The sequence below is a fragment of the Crocinitomix algicola genome (assembly GCF_001661595.2).
Taxonomy (GTDB): Bacteria; Bacteroidota; Bacteroidia; order Flavobacteriales_D; family Crocinitomicaceae; genus Crocinitomix; species Crocinitomix algicola.
This window is the reverse complement of sequence record NZ_LYPF02000004.1, coordinates 69,944-85,546: the sequence shown is the minus strand read 5'-3', so window position 1 is coordinate 85,546 and position 15,603 is coordinate 69,944. Positions and strand designations below refer to the sequence as shown.

The following is a 15,603-nucleotide window of genomic DNA, read 5'->3' as shown; positions in this document are numbered from 1 at the left end:
GCTAATTTCAATTTAATCTGCAAATAAATCTGCTGAAATTCCATCTGCTCTATACTTCCCTTTGTTTGTTAACAGGAAAAGATCATCTTTTAACAACACTTCTCCGCTTTGTATATAGCCCTTAAGAATTTTCACAGCTTTTTCGGCATCTTTTGCAGAAATCTCCTCCATCTCATGCTGAACAAGTCCCCATTTTGTTCTCAGTCTTGTAAGTACATAATCATTAAAACGATCTTGGGTAGAGAGTTTTTCTGCAGTATAAATTGCCTCTTCATTATGGATGTTTTTTATGTAGCGTGGATTATTAGCGATATTCCATCCACGTTCTATTTGATTGTAGGAATGTGCGGACGGACCAACGCCTAAGTACTTGTCCCCTTTCCAATAGGCTGAATTATGTTTTGAAATTTTTTCTGGCTTTGCAAAATTCGAAATTTCATATTGTTCATACCCGTTCAAACTCATAAATTCCATTAAATACTGAAATTGATCTAAGCTAATTTGATCAGCTAGCGGTTCCAATTTCCCCGTTTTATGCCAATTTCCAAAAACAGTGTTTGGTTCAATCGTCAAACAATATGCAGAGAGATGAGGGACACCCAGATTTAACATTTGATAAAGTTCTTTTTCCCAACTTTTTATAGTTGTATTGGGTACACCGTAAATCAAATCGATAGTAATATTTGAAATTCCACAAGCCATTGCACGTTCGATCGACTGAATTGCTTGTTGTTTAGAGTGCGCTCGATTCATGAACTTTAGAATCTGATTATCAAAAGACTGAACACCAACACTCAAACGATTCACTCCTAACGATTTTAAAGAAAAAAGTTTTTCCTCAGACAGATCGTCTGGGTTACACTCCAAGGTTATTTCACAATCCTCTTCGACAAAATAATTTTGATAAATTCTATTGAGGAGTCCTTCGATTAGTTTGGGTTCTAAAATACTGGGTGTACCGCCACCAAAGTAAATTGTTTTTACGGATTCGTTATCCAAATAATCCTTTCTACTCACTAATTCAATCTCAATTGCCTCAACCAGTTGATTGAGGTTATGTTGCTGGATTGAAAAGTGAAAATCACAATAATGGCACTTTACCTTGCAAAAAGGTATGTGCACATAAATTCCTGCCATCTACTTTTTATCTTCAGAGGCATCAACATATTCATCTGCCGTAGGCGTTTTAAAATGCGCACTTCTCAAATCAATATAACCGATGCTATTTAAATCATAATCTCTTAAGGCTGCTTGTTCTAGCGCCATGTCCTCACCATACCATAAAATAATAAATACGGCATCTTCCATCAATACTTTTTCAGCTTGGTTAAAATACTTAAGCGCCTCTTTCGCATCAGATGCTGCAGCCCCTTTTTCAAATAGCTCATCAAACTCCTTATTATGATAGCGTGAAGTATTTAAAAACGATGGATGTTTTTTAGACTTTGGAATAACTTTACCATAAGCATTCGCAAGAAAAGCCTCAGGAGTTGGATAATCACCTACCCAATTGGTCCTAAAAATGTCAGCTTCTCCTTTTGACTTGTTATCCAGCATTACATTAAAATCCACTGCGCTAATTTCGATGTTGATGTTTAACACACTAATCAACTGTTTTTGAATTTCAGATGCTATTAAATAATCTATTCCACCTTGGCGGAATTGCATCTCTAAGGTTGGGAAATTTTTACCATTCGGATAATCTGCAGCAGCTAATAAAGCACGGGCAGTATCTGGATTGTACGAATATGACACATCTTTAATTCCTTCAAAATCATATTCTTCAAACGATTTTTTTAATGGTGGTGTAATACCATACTGACCTGCACCATAAGCTTGGTTTTTTATGATTTTATCGACAATTTTATTCCTGTTTATCGCATAGTTTAGTGCTTTTCTAACCTTCTTTTTCTTCAGGACAGGTGTCGTCATATTGAGTTGAAGGTAAGTTGTGGCTAACTCAGGTTCGCTATGTAAAATATATTTAGGAGGCTTATTTTTAAAGTCGTCAATTTTATCATCTAACACACTGGACAATTTGTTTACTGGCACCTTTCTGATATACGACAAATGCCCCTCCCAAAACTCGTCCATTTGCTCGTTTACATCGTCATACAATGAAAAAGTAACACTATCCAAATAAGGAAGCTGGTCTCCATTTTCATCCTTCGTATAGTATTTTGGATTTCTCGCTAACCTAACAATAGCCGAATCAGAGTTTAATTCATCAAAAATAAAAGGCCCTGTTCCAACCAATAAAAACTGATCATCATTAAAAGCTTCTGGAGCTATTATCGAGCCAAAAACCGTTGCCAATTTTTGAATAAAAGATAAGCCCGGTTCTTGCAATGTGAAAGTAACAGTATTTTCACCGAGCTGAATACCGGCAATGGAATCGACTTTTCCTTCATGGAATTCATCCCCACCTAAAATAGTGTGGTTGAAAACGGAATAGGCCGAATTATTAGGGCTTTTCGCATAAACTTGCTCAAAAGTATACTTTACATCTGACGGTTGAACTCGACGTCCTTTACCGTTTTCGAAGCAAGTATTATCGTGAAAAAAGACATCATCCCGCAAGTTAAATTTATAGGTTAAACCATCCGCAGAAACGCTCCATGATTCAGCAATTGCAGGCTCTATATCCAAAGTCTTAGGGTCGTACTTAACCAAACCATCAAAAATTTGCCAGTAAATTTGAGACTCTTCAAACTTCTTCAACTCGTTAATTCGAGTCGATGTAAAGTGACTTTCAAGCGGCATTCGAAATACCCCTCCGTAGTGATTCTCCTTTTCAATGGTTTTATTTTGATCTTGAGTTTCTTCTTTACTTCCTCCACACCCCACTAGTGCAGTGATAGCAACGAAAGAGAGAAAATGCTTCATCATAATTAATTGCGCTAAGTTTTACTCTATTCTTATTGACTCCCAAATATAACCGTTTTTTTAGAAGTTGTATCTCAGCGAGAATAATTTAAATCAAAGAGTATGAACAAGATTGCCTTTAAAAAAATAAAACATTTCACTTGTTTATTACTAAACTAAACTTTATTATTGCATATTGATTATCTATTCAAAAAACGCATACTTTTAAGATGTTATTGAAAAACAAGGTATTATTTCTACTAGTCTTCTTGGGAGGAACATTCTCCTCATACGCGGATTTATCGCTAGAAGGTCATTATCAAGGAAAGAATTTATATGTCCAAAATCCTGAAGATGAGGATGGATTTGGATTCTGCGTTACAAAGGCTACTGTTAACGGTGACCCAATTATTGACGGCCTGCAGTCTAGTGCATTTGAAATAGACTTTACAGTTTTTGGTTTAAAAATAGGTGACCCTGTATTTATTGTTCTCGAACATGGTATAGGTTGCAAGCCCAAAGTGTTAAACAAGGAAGTGCTTTTACCGAAAAGTACTTTTGACATTGAGTCTATCTCTTGCACCCCTGATGGTGCACTTTCATGGACTACAACCGGAGAGTCTGGAAAGTTACCTTTTGTGGTTGAGCAGTATCGATGGAATAAGTGGGTTGCAGTTGGAGAAGTTGATGGTGTTGGTGAAGCAGGAACGAATGCCTATACTTTTAATGTAACTCCTCATTCTGGAGAAAACAAGGTAAGAGTAACGCAAACGGACAATACAGGTCAAAAAAGACCTTCGGAGTCAGTTACATTTGAAAACACAACTTTAGATGTTATTGAAGTATCACCAAAAATGGTGAAGAGTTCGATTAAATTTACTTCAAATAACAAACCTGTGGAGACGAAGTACGAGATTTATGATGCTTACGGTAATATCGTTAAGAAAGGCGTAGGATCTGAAGTTGACTGCTCCAATCTAAAAAAAGGAGCATATTACATTAACTTTGACAATAAGAACGAAAAGTTCATCAAGAAATAAAGAAAATTAACGTTACATTGAATCCGTCTCGAACAATCGTGACGGATTTTTTTATTGCACAGCTATGGGAATGAGATTAGAACATATTGGTATCGCGGTTAAAGACCTATCAGAATCAAATGATTTATTTAGTGCTTTATTTGGTGAAGCCCATTATAAAATAGAAGCTGTAGAATCGGAAGGAGTTAAAACATCTTTTTTTAAAACGGGTAGTGCAAAAATTGAATTACTAGAAGCGAGTAATGAAAATAGCTCAATTGCAAAATTTATTGGTAAAAAAGGGGAAGGTATTCATCATTTAGCTTTTGAAGTTGACGACATTAATTTTGAATTAGACCGGTTAAAAAAGGAAGGATTTGTCTTGATACATGAAACACCAAAAGACGGTGCAGACAATAAAAGGATTGCATTTTTACATCCGAAGTCAACCAATAGTGTATTAATAGAATTATGCCAAGATAAGGGTTAAGCCTTGAGCGTAATTCTAAATGTTGTTCCTTCGTTTAAATCCGATTTTAGGACAACGACTTTACCTTTGTGAAAATCTTCTACAATTCTTTTTACCAAAGATAATCCCAAGCCCCAACCTCGTTTTTTGGTTGTATACCCTGGTTGAAAAACGGTCTTTAATTTATTTGCTGGGATACCTTTTCCAGTGTCGATAATATCTACAAAAACCTCATCTTCAAGACGATTAATTGAAAATGTGATTTTACCTTTACCATCCATAGCGTCTACGGCATTTTTAGAGATATTTTCAAAAACCCACTCCATCAGAGATTTATTGACTTTAACCATCACTTTATCATCTTTTGGTTCAAAAACCAGTTCAATTTTTGATGATATTCTTTTTCTTAAATAATTGGTGATGTCGGTAATTAAAGTGACCATGTTTTCTTCTTCTAATATGGCTTCCGAACCAATTTTAGAGAATCTGTTGGTGACAACACTTAAACGTTCAATATCTTTATCTATCTCTTTGGTGATTGAAGCGTCAACACCCTGCGCTTCGAGCAATTGATTCCAAGCCATTAAAGATGAAATTGGTGTTCCAAGCTGATGTGCTGTTTCTTTTGCCATACCTACCCAAACTTGATCCTGTTCTGCTTTACGGTAGGTACTAAACACAACATATGCAATCAACACAAACAATCCAATAATCAAAAACTGAACATATGGAAAATACTTCATCTGCGTGATTTCGGGAGAATATTCAAAGTAAATTATACCTTCACTATCATCACTCAACTTTACAGCTATCGGATTATTTTGCGCTGCGAGTTCATCAATTATCTGTTCTGTATTTGTTGAATCGTATTCTTGGATATTAGTGGCAATTACTTCACGTGTCGACTTGTCAATAAACATCACCGGAACCAAATGGTCATTTTCTATTAATTCATCTGTAAACGCCTGACTTAAGGAATCACGATTACGTTGAAGCTCCTCTAATTTAACCGTTCGATAATAAATTGAATCGAAATAGAAAATCTTCTGTTTTTCATTCTCATAAACGTTGAGAACAATTGGCTCTCGGAATTGGCGCCAAAACGCAATTGCACTTTCTAAACTATCGTTTTTTATCACTTTAAATAAAGAGTCAACTGCTTCCTTAGGCAGATTTGGTTGTTCTTGTTTAAGTTTATTTTTTATTTTCTGATCCAAGGCTCCCATATTATGGTCCTTCACAATACGTTCTTGCATATCAGTCAGAATCATGGGCATCCCACCATTCTCAGTCATCACCTTAAACGCAAAAGAATAATCATCCAATGTTTTTGAAACCTCTTTTATCCCTAAAGACCACATCTCAACCTTTTTTCTATCCCTTTCTTGTAATTCCTTTAGCGAAGCAGACAACTCGTTAAAGGTAGAATTAGTAAGGTTTACGAGTTCTGATTTTCGCTTGACTGCATCCGCCCATTGCTGAACACGATCCAGCTCCTTGTCTTGTACCTTTTTTACAATTTGAGAAGAAAACCATAATGAAGCTGCAACCATGACGACTGCAATTCCAACTAAGGCAAGTTTCCAACGTTGTTTTTTATGATATAAATTCATGCCATTAACCTTGCGGGAATAACGAAGAAAAATACAAATTATTCTGGAACAAATTGAATATCCTCATTGTCCTCCTTATCTTCTTGTTTAAGATTGTCAATAAACTTACCAACACGACTTTTATTTTTCTTTTTCTTTTTAGATTCATCAGAAGAATCTTCTTCAACATCATCATCATAAAAAATAAACTCAACTTCCTTTTTATTATCTTTTTGATGTTTCTTGATTGTTGTGTCCCTTTCGAAAAGTCCAAACTCAGTTTTTAACATGGATTTCATACTCTCTTTTTCGTTGGCGATATTGGCTTTTATTTCATTTTTACGCTCTTGTTTATCCAGACTAAATGTTGGATCTTCAATCGAACCTGACATCGTAAGGTAGACAATGAGTCCAAGACCGTCATCTTCAATTGTTCCAAACTCTGTTGTTGTAGGTTTTGATTTTAGATCTCGGAACCGGAAGCTAAAGTGATACTCGATATTATTATCAAAATCGTGCCATCCAAACAAATTCACATCCAATGCGTTTGTGCTGATCGTCATTTTTGGAATAGTAATTTTACGGTCTTTAATTTCTATCCGATTATGCAGCTCAGAAAATCTAAGGTTCATTAGCTTGTCTTCAAATTTATCGATGTGCTTGTTGAGCATCAATTTTAAACCTTTATTACTCCTCATATAATCCGTAATGGCGCGCATTGTTTCAAGATTAGTTAGTGCACCATCCATTATTTTTATATCCGAAACGGCAATAATTTGCTCTTCAACGATAGAGAAATAGGGGTTAAATAATAGTAAAATATCAACCGATCCATTTACACGTCCTGATAGATGCTCACTCGTAATTGAGGTTTGTTTAAAATTATCCCATTCCTTAAACAGTTTTTTTACATTTATATCCGTGTAAGTTAATTTACCATCAATGATATTTCCATTCTCCAACAAATTATTCAAACTCAACTTTCCTCTTACATTCCCACCCAATGTGGATAATTGAATTTGATTTACAGTTGCTTTTCGATTTGCTAGCAAAAATTGTCCTGAAATTTTATCAAATTGATGATTTTCCCAATTCAATTGTCCAATATCTAATTCCACATTTAAGTTTAAATCTGCCGGTAATTCGAACATTGAAAGGGGACCATCTTTTTCCTTATTCGGTGTCCCTAAAAACTCATCCAATAGTATATGATTAGCTTCTACCGAAGCGATTAAACCTAAATTAGATGACCCGTCAACATAGCCCACAATATTCTTCATCGCACCGTTTAAGGTAAGGTCCGAATGCAAGGTTTTAATTTTTAAATCTTTCGCTGCAGCATCTTTTTCTTTCACGAATAATTCTCCTGTAATATTGGTGAAATGAAGATCACTTTCGTTCCCTTTAAAGACAACATTTTCCATTGATATATGTCCATTTGAAGACAAAATTTGGAATTTATCCTTTCGGTATTCCGGATCAAAAAACTTCATCAAGCAACTTAAATTAAATCGAACTTGGCCTTTCAACTTATCCACTCCATCAAATCCAAAAAACTGATTAAATGCCGCCAAATCAACGTCTCCCTGTGCATTCGTCATAAAGGTGGGCTGAACAAAATTTTCAATTTTACCGGTTCCTTTTAAATAACTCCTTAGTAATTTTAACTCGAATGAATCAAAAGTTAATGACTCCATTCTATCCTTGTACGAATTCATATAGCTCCCAATCAAGTTAATAGAATGCACTTTTAGCTTACTTTCAGACTCCAATATGGCTCCATTTTTTACTGCAAAATCCGCTTCAATTGATGGCATTTCTGTTCTTGATATTGGTCCTGAAATTTCACCTTTAAAATCTACTAAACCTTCACCTATATAAGCTCTATTATTCAATTTATCCGCTGGAAACACACTGTTTACCACTTGTCCAACCTGGATGTTTTGACCGTTAATATTTAAATCGATTTTATTTGAATCAATATCTCCTAAAACTTGAAATTGCATCTCATCAACTTTCAAATCACCTTTCTTAAACTTGTACGAAAGTGCTTCAATATCAATATCCATAGCTGCATTCAGATTTGCCGACTTGTCAGTGATTAAAGAAAGTGATCCACTTTTTAATCGTTTAATGAACAGGTCGGCATCCGCTTCGAGTTCATATTTACTTGCCGCAAAATCACCTTTTGCAGTTCCTTTTTTAATTAAGATTTGGTAATCTTGATTTGTAGACCGGTTTACAAGACCGAAATTCATATTTTCTACTTGCAGTTTATCCAAGAGAAATTGAAAATTTTCATCTGTATCAACCGAATCATTATTAGGTTCGATAATCCCATAATTTACATCTCCAGTATTGGTTGTTTTTAGGTTGACTTGACCATTGTGAATACTCGCCGATTTGACTTTATAATTTCCCCTCCAAATATCCAATAAGTTAAAATGAAAATACAATTCATCCGCATAAAGCATGGTGTCTTCAGAATTTACTTCGGTAAATGCATCCTTAATCAAAACTCCCTGAAAACCTAATGAAGTATAGGGGAAATCATAAAACATAGAAACCTCCATATTTCTTACTTCCACTTTTGTTGTGAGATGATTATTGAGTTCGGCAATAGCATACGCCTCAATATCATCCTGATAAAGATGAAGAATAACAGTAATTACGGTGATAAAAAACAGCCCGATGAAGAATAGCCAAAAAACCAGCTTCTTAAATCCTTTCCACAACTTTCTTAATCCGTTCATTATCAAAATCTTCAGTTATACACACCATTACTCACAAACAACTTGCAAGATATTGTAATAATAGTGCAGAAAAACCAACAGGTTACGGTTTTTTTCAACCTTAAAAAGTTAGTAGAATTAGAAAAACTATACCACAAAAAAACCTCAACCATATTAAACGGCTGAGGTTGGTAAAAAACAATTCGTGAACTTAGTTCATAGACTTATTTAAAGCGTCTAATCCTTCGTTTACTTTTTCTTCAATCTCTTCTTGATTGTTTTCAATAACTGTTTGAAGTGTGTCCATCATCTCATTCAATTTCGACGTTGAATCTGCTAATTGCTCGGTCACTTCATTGATGGCTTTGTCCAATCCTTCGTCCATAAGATTGTTCATCATGTCATTGGTTTTCTTCTCCACCTCTTTTTGAATTTGCTCTTCGGTAGACGCCTCCTCATTACCTCCACAAGATGTTAGTGCAATAGTCCCTGCTAACATCATTAAAAATCCGTATTTTTTCATCTTGGTTTATTTAGTTTATTCAAAAATATAAAAATCTTTATTTTTTTAGCCTTTTCGCTATTTATTCCTCCTATTCTTACTAAATTTGAGAGAGTTTATTTTTTAATTATAAAACATATATATAATGGCATTTGAATTACCAGCATTACCATATGCGCATGACGCATTAGAACCACATATTGACAAACAAACAATGGAAATTCATCATGGTAAACACCATAATGGATATACCACTAAATTAAATGGAGCTATTGAAGGAACTGATATGGCTAACCAAACCATTGAAGAGATATTGGCAAATTGCATTGATACGCCTGCAGTTAGAAATAACGGTGGTGGATTTTATAACCATAGTTTATTTTGGCAAGTAATGTCACCAAATGGTGGTGGACAACCAACTGGTGCTTTAGCTGATGCTATCAATGATGCTTACGGAAGTTTTGACGCTTTCAAAGAGGCGTTCTCAACGGCTGCTGCAACTCGATTTGGATCAGGATGGGCTTGGCTTTGCGTACAAAAAGGAGGTAAAGTTGAAGTTTGTTCAACAGCCAATCAAGATAACCCATTAATGCCTGGAATTGGTTGCGGTGGAACACCAATATTAGGTCTGGATGTATGGGAACATGCTTATTATTTAAAGTATCAAAACAGACGACCGGATTATGTAAATGCATTCTTCAATGTAATTAATTGGGAAGAAGTTTCAAAAAGATTTGAAGCTGGAAAATAATCCAAGATTCAAAAAAATTAAAACCCGAAGTACCGCAATGGTCTTCGGGTTTTTTTGTAAATTTATGCGTATGAGTCAATTCAACGCAACCTTAATTATGGCTTTAAGTGTAACTTGTTTTGCATGTATCGCTTGTTTAAAAGATAAAACCGTTCATCCCAGTGTGGCTTCTGGAGAATGTGAGACGATAATCTCTTATACTTCTGACATAATCCCTATCATAGAAGCTTCTTGTAAAACGGGACTTGGACCTGGAACAGGTTGCCACGACGCTTGGATTGATGATTATGATGCTATAAAAGCTAAAATCGTTGGAGGAACCTGGCAAAACGAAGTTTTTGTCGAACGAACCATGCCCCAAATACCTAATGAATTCGACATTGATTCTTTAACCGAAGAAGCCTTTCAAATCATGAAATGCTGGGTAGACCAAGGGTACCCCAACAATTAATCTCAATTTATTAAAATCCCTCTTCTATATTCCGCAAAGGAATTGCTATTTTTGTGGCTTTAAACACGCAATTCACATGGATTATAATTTCAAAGAAATAGAAAAAAGGTGGCAAAATTATTGGCGCGAACATAAAACATATAGCGCAAAAGACTTAACAGACCAACCAAAATATTATGGTTTATCCATGTTCCCTTATCCTTCTGGTGCAGGTTTACATGTTGGTCATCCACTCGGTTATATTGCCTCTGACATCTACGCGCGTTATAAAAAATTAAAAGGGTTTAATGTACTTCATCCAATGGGGTACGATTCTTTCGGATTACCGGCCGAACAATATGCCATACAAACCGGTCAACACCCCGCAGTTACTACCGAACAAAATTTAGCTCGTTACAGAGAGCAATTAGATAAAATAGGCTTTTCTTTTGATTGGGACCGAGAAGTAAGAACTTCAGACCCCAACTATTACAAATGGACACAATGGATCTTCAAACAATTGTACAATGCGTGGTATGATAAAACAACGAATAAAGCCGAGACAATTGATAAGCTCGTTGCTATTTTTGAGAATGAGGGTAATGGTGAGATAAATGCAGCCACCGATCAAACAGAGCGATTTACCGCTTCAGATTGGAAAGGTTTTTCAGAAAAAGAACAACAAGCCATTTTAATGAACTATCGTTTAACCTACTTAGCGGATTCTTGGGTGAATTGGTGCCCTGCGTTAGGAACCGTTTTAGCAAATGACGAAATTAAAGATGGAGTTTCTGAGCGAGGTGGACATCCGGTTGAGCAAAAGCTAATGCGTCAATGGAGTATGCGAATTACAGCGTATGCAGAACGATTAATCAACGATTTAGCTGATGTTGATTGGACCGATTCGATAAAAGACCAACAAAAAAATTGGATTGGAAAATCAGTCGGTGCATCGGTAATTTTTAAAACTGAAACAGGAGAAGATATTGAAGTTTTCACCACTCGACCAGACACTATTTTTGGCGTATCTTTTATGGTGCTTGCACCTGAACATGAATTAGTAAAAAAATTGACAACTGCTGATCGTCAAGAAGCGATTGAAACTTATCAAAAACAAACCAGTTTAAAAACTGAACGCGATCGTCAAGCAGATGTAAAAACTATCAGTGGAGCTTTCACTGGAGCATATGCTTTACATCCTTTTACTGGTGAAAAAATTGAAATTTGGATTGCGGATTATGTACTTGCTGGTTATGGAACAGGAGCCGTAATGGCTGTTCCTTGCGGAGATCAACGTGACTATGATTTTGCGAATCATTTTGGCATTGAAATCAAGAATATTTTTAAAGATGTGGATATCTCGGAAAGTGCATACACCGAAAAGGACGCTACGATAACAGATTCCGACTTCTTAACTGATTTACCCGCTAAAAAAGCTATAAAACTGGCCATTTACGAGATTGAAAAACGTGGCTTTGGTAAAGGTCAAACTAATTATCGTTTGCGGGATGCCGTTTTTTCAAGACAACGGTATTGGGGAGAGCCATTTCCAGTTTATTACAAAGATGAAATCCCCTATTTAGTTGAAGATGATAAACTGCCGGTTACCCTTCCCGACGTAGATAAATACTTGCCGACCGAAGACGGTGAACCGCCTTTGGCACGTGCAAAATCTGAAGATTGGAATGTCTTTGAAGGTGATCGAATGGAGTATAATACTATGCCTGGTTGGGCTGGATCTTCTTGGTATTTCTTAAGGTATATGGACCCTCACAACGAGCAAGTCTTTGTATCTAAAGAAAAAGCAGATTATTGGAACCAAGTCGATCTATATATTGGAGGTTCTGAACATGCTACCGGACACCTTCTTTATGCTCGTTTTTGGACAAAATTTTTATTCGATATGGGATTCATTTCGTTCAATGAACCTTTTAAGAAAATGATTAATCAAGGAATGATTTTGGGGAGGAGTAGTTTTGTTTATCGAGATAAAGACTCAGGTAAGTTTGTGAGTTTTGGTAAAAGAAAGGAGTATGCTACATCTCGTTTACACGCTGATATCCATTTAGTCGATAATGATGAGTTAAATATTGATGGATTTAAAAATTGGCTCCCTGAATACAAAGACGCGTCCTTTATTTTAGAGGATAATGGTACATATATTTGTGGACACGAAGTTGAAAAGATGTCCAAATCAAAATACAACGTGCAAACACCAGACGAATTGGTTGAAAAGTTTGGCGCAGACACTTTGCGTTGTTATGAGATGTTTTTAGGTCCTTTAGAGCAAGCGAAACCTTGGGACACAAAAGGAATTAACGGAGTTCACAATTTCTTGCGTAAACTGTGGCGATTATTCCACGATGCCGATAATAATTTTGAAGTAAGTGAGGGGGAGCCTGATAAAAAATCACTAAAAACGCTACACAAGGCCATTAAAAAAATTCAAGAAGATTTGGATCGTTATTCCTTCAACACTGCCGTCTCTAACTTCATGATTGCAACTAATGAGCTGACAGAGCAGCAATGCAATAACAAAAATATACTTGGTGAATTATTGATTTTACTTTCTCCCTACGCACCGCATATTGCAGAAGAGCTTTGGGCGAAATTAGGAAATAAAGAAAGCATAACAAAAGCAAAATTCCCAACTTTTAATCCAGACTTTTTAGTAGAGGCAGAGTTTGAATATCCTGTTTCTTTTAATGGTAAAATGAGGTTTAAATTACCGTTACCTACCAATATGTCAAAAGAAGATATTGAAGCAGCGGTATTAACTAATGACCAATCTGCTAAATATTTGGACGGAAAAACACCTAAAAAAGTGATCGTTGTTCCAGGTAGGATTGTGAATATCGTTATTTAGTCAAATTTTAATGACGACTTAAAACTGGCGGTTGCAAAATTAAGCAACCGTCTTTTTTTTCTCACATAAATGCTTGATTCAATTAATGCTTGATTATTTTTTTATCTGTCGATTTAGCATGAGGTTTAACGAGCCTAACACTATAGGTTCCTGCCGATAAGTGATCTAGATTTATATCGATTGAGTTTAATCCGACTTGAAGGAGTAATGTCTGTACATCAATTAAACGACCATCAATGCTATACACAAACAATTCAGCCTGAACAGCTTGCGAGCTATGTGTCTCTAGGGTAAAAATTTCTTTAAAAGGATTCGGGTAAATTTTGAATCCATCATCATCATTAAAATTCACTGTTATTGGATCACTGATTGAAAAATTACCATCGAAATCAACCTGTTTTAATCGATAATAAGATATCCCAAATAAAGGACTTCGATCGACTCCTTGATAATACGAAACATGGGATGAATTACCCGCCCCTTTTTCAATTAGTACTGTTTCCCAATTTATACCATCTTTCGAACGCTGAATTTCAAAAAAGTCATTGTTAATTTCCGACCCCGTTACCCAGTCCAACTGCACAAATTCATCGTCAATCACTTCTGCTTCAAAACTCAACAACTCAATCGGCACAAGCACTCCACAATCCCAAACAAATAATCTTTGAGACGTATCAACGCATGCCGCCGTAGTTAATATCACGTAATACTCGCCTTGATCTGTAGGCGTATATGTATTGCTAGTCTCTCCAGGAATTACAACATCATCCTGAAACCACTGGTAAGTGTCAAAATTTGACTCCAAAAATAAACTATCTGCAGGCAAACATGGTACACCACCAACTTCATTACTAGAGGCTAATACTAGGTTAGGTGATTTACCAAAACCAGAAAAGTATCCTGCAAAACCAGCGTTTCCATTAAACCCGAAAAATCCTACAGCCATGGCATTGTCTGATACTATTTCCGCATCTCCAGTTAAACCAGTAATATTATAAGTTTCCCAGGTTCCATCCGATCCCGCAACAGGTTCGGGCCCAAAAGAAGGATCAACTGCTGCTCCATTCACCAAAACTGTTGACCCGCCTACAGTCACCACAACTAATGAACCGGAGTAAGAATCAGGACCAATTTTATCAATATCAGGCACTAAATCAACGCTATTCGGCAAGAAACAGCTCACCGGTGGAATAAAATTCAAACCACCAGTGGCAGTGGCGGGTGCACCACCTAAGGGTTGATACATGTAAAAATTTTTACTTCCTGTAACGTACATATTTTCATGTAAAGTTCCAGAATAATATGACTCAGGTATTGAGTAATAATCGCCTGGACTCGCTAGGGTAACAATTGGCGTTGGTGATCCATTTAAAAAGATTTCAGTTGATGCTTCAGCTGCCACCACCAAAGGCTTTTCCATGTCATTAGTTCCATTACCTCTCAACAAAACGTACTTACTTCCCAATCTATCTGCAGGCACAATTTGGTCGATACCAATATCCTGGGTACCAGTGGGGGAAGTAATAGACCCCAACATGTTTCCTGTATTCACTACAATATCTCTATTTGAAGAAACCCGTGCGCCAACAAAACCAGTTCTGTTTGCAACCACATTAGTATACCCAGTGAATATATAGCTCTCACCCGCATCTAAACTGATACTCATTACGTCACTTGTATGATCCGCACCTGCCCCATTTTTAAAAATCACACCAGAATCATACCCAGAGACCACCACAGTCGTGCTATCTTCTGTAGCCATTACACTTGCAATAAAGGAGCGTGTGCTATTTTCGCCCAGTTGCGGCATCGAACCTAAATAAAATAATCTACCAAAAGCCGATTTCCCCTTAGCTGTTGCAGAACCAGCCTGATTATTATCGGTAACTCTGAAATTACAATAGAATTCAGAACGCGCTGTTGCAATAATTCCACTTGAATACAATACTACCCCAACACTGTCACCAGGGACTAATAACTTTGATGGTGGACTTTGTCCGTTACCAATATAAACTGCTTGTGGCGATCCTTCTGATATCGTGGGAGTAGCAATAATGTTACCCTGCCCGTCCTCCAAGGTAACCTCAAATGGTGCAGAAACTGGTGTACTTAAATACAAATAATGCTGTTCAACATGCCCGTTATTTCTGGAATGTAAAGGCGGCATGTAGTGAATCGTATCCAGTTGAGCAATTACGTTAGATGCAGAAATAAACGAACAAATAAATACAAAACTTGATAATATGTTTTTTCTCATCGATGTTAGTAAAAGTGCAAATAGTTCTTTACACATTTTAATTAATTCCATAGCTATAGAGTAGGTTAGGTGGAGCTAAGCAAAAATAATTATTTTCTAATACTAATATATTTACGTGAA

The 15,603-nt window shown here is 36.2% G+C and carries 11 protein-coding genes; 5 read left to right on the top strand and 6 right to left on the bottom strand.

Features of this window, described 5'->3' with window-relative positions; genetic code table 11:
• Nucleotides 1–12: 12 nt before the first annotated feature.
• Together hemW and A8143_RS03485 are read right to left on the bottom strand one after the other, a co-directional pair.
• Nucleotides 13–1,137 (bottom strand): radical SAM family heme chaperone HemW, encoded by a 1,125-nt coding sequence (gene hemW, locus A8143_RS03490; RefSeq protein WP_066756343.1) that lies wholly within the window; start codon nucleotides 1,135–1,137, stop codon nucleotides 13–15.
• A complete protein-coding gene (locus A8143_RS03485; RefSeq protein ID WP_083261197.1) occupies nucleotides 1,138–2,889 on the bottom strand; it encodes an ABC transporter substrate-binding protein in 1,752 nt (583 codons plus the stop codon).
• A 206-nt stretch (nucleotides 2,890–3,095) separates the two neighbouring features.
• Here A8143_RS03485 and A8143_RS03480 point away from each other — a divergent pair, with 206 nt between their 5' ends.
• Nucleotides 3,096–3,905, top strand: coding sequence for a T9SS type A sorting domain-containing protein (locus A8143_RS03480; RefSeq protein ID WP_066756338.1), 810 nt, complete (start codon nucleotides 3,096–3,098; stop codon nucleotides 3,903–3,905).
• 64 nt (nucleotides 3,906–3,969) lie between these two features.
• Entirely contained in the window at nucleotides 3,970–4,374 is a 405-nt protein-coding gene (gene mce / locus A8143_RS03475; protein WP_245676455.1) for a methylmalonyl-CoA epimerase, read from the top strand.
• Here mce and A8143_RS03470 read toward each other — a convergent pair.
• The 3 genes from A8143_RS03470 to A8143_RS03460 form a co-directional block, all read right to left on the bottom strand.
• Entirely contained in the window at nucleotides 4,371–5,966 is a 1,596-nt protein-coding gene (locus A8143_RS03470; RefSeq protein WP_083261196.1) for a sensor histidine kinase, read from the bottom strand. The genes mce and A8143_RS03470 overlap by 4 nt on opposite strands.
• 38 nt (nucleotides 5,967–6,004) lie before the next feature.
• Complete coding sequence (locus tag A8143_RS03465) at nucleotides 6,005–8,698, bottom strand: AsmA-like C-terminal region-containing protein (protein WP_066756335.1); 2,694 nt, start codon at nucleotides 8,696–8,698, stop codon at nucleotides 6,005–6,007.
• A gap of 190 nt (nucleotides 8,699–8,888) precedes the next feature.
• Nucleotides 8,889–9,200, bottom strand: a complete 312-nt coding sequence (locus tag A8143_RS03460; protein ID WP_066756332.1) for a hypothetical protein — start codon at nucleotides 9,198–9,200, stop codon at nucleotides 8,889–8,891.
• Between the two features lie 124 nt (nucleotides 9,201–9,324).
• On the opposite strand from A8143_RS03460, the gene A8143_RS03455 reads away from it, so the two are divergent.
• From A8143_RS03455 to leuS, 3 genes are all read left to right on the top strand, one after another.
• A complete protein-coding gene (locus tag A8143_RS03455) occupies nucleotides 9,325–9,930 on the top strand; it encodes a superoxide dismutase (RefSeq protein WP_066756329.1) in 606 nt (201 codons plus the stop codon).
• Between the two features lie 70 nt (nucleotides 9,931–10,000).
• A complete protein-coding gene (locus tag A8143_RS03450) occupies nucleotides 10,001–10,381 on the top strand; it encodes a hypothetical protein (protein ID WP_070137446.1) in 381 nt (126 codons plus the stop codon).
• Nucleotides 10,382–10,457: 76 nt separating this feature from the next.
• Entirely contained in the window at nucleotides 10,458–13,226 is a 2,769-nt protein-coding gene (gene leuS / locus A8143_RS03445) for a leucine--tRNA ligase (RefSeq protein ID WP_066756321.1), read from the top strand.
• Between the two features lie 82 nt (nucleotides 13,227–13,308).
• On the opposite strand, the gene A8143_RS03440 is transcribed toward leuS, so the two are convergent.
• Nucleotides 13,309–15,534, bottom strand: a complete 2,226-nt coding sequence (locus A8143_RS03440) for a T9SS type A sorting domain-containing protein (protein ID WP_070137444.1) — start codon at nucleotides 15,532–15,534, stop codon at nucleotides 13,309–13,311.
• Between the last annotated feature and the right edge of the window lie 69 nt (nucleotides 15,535–15,603).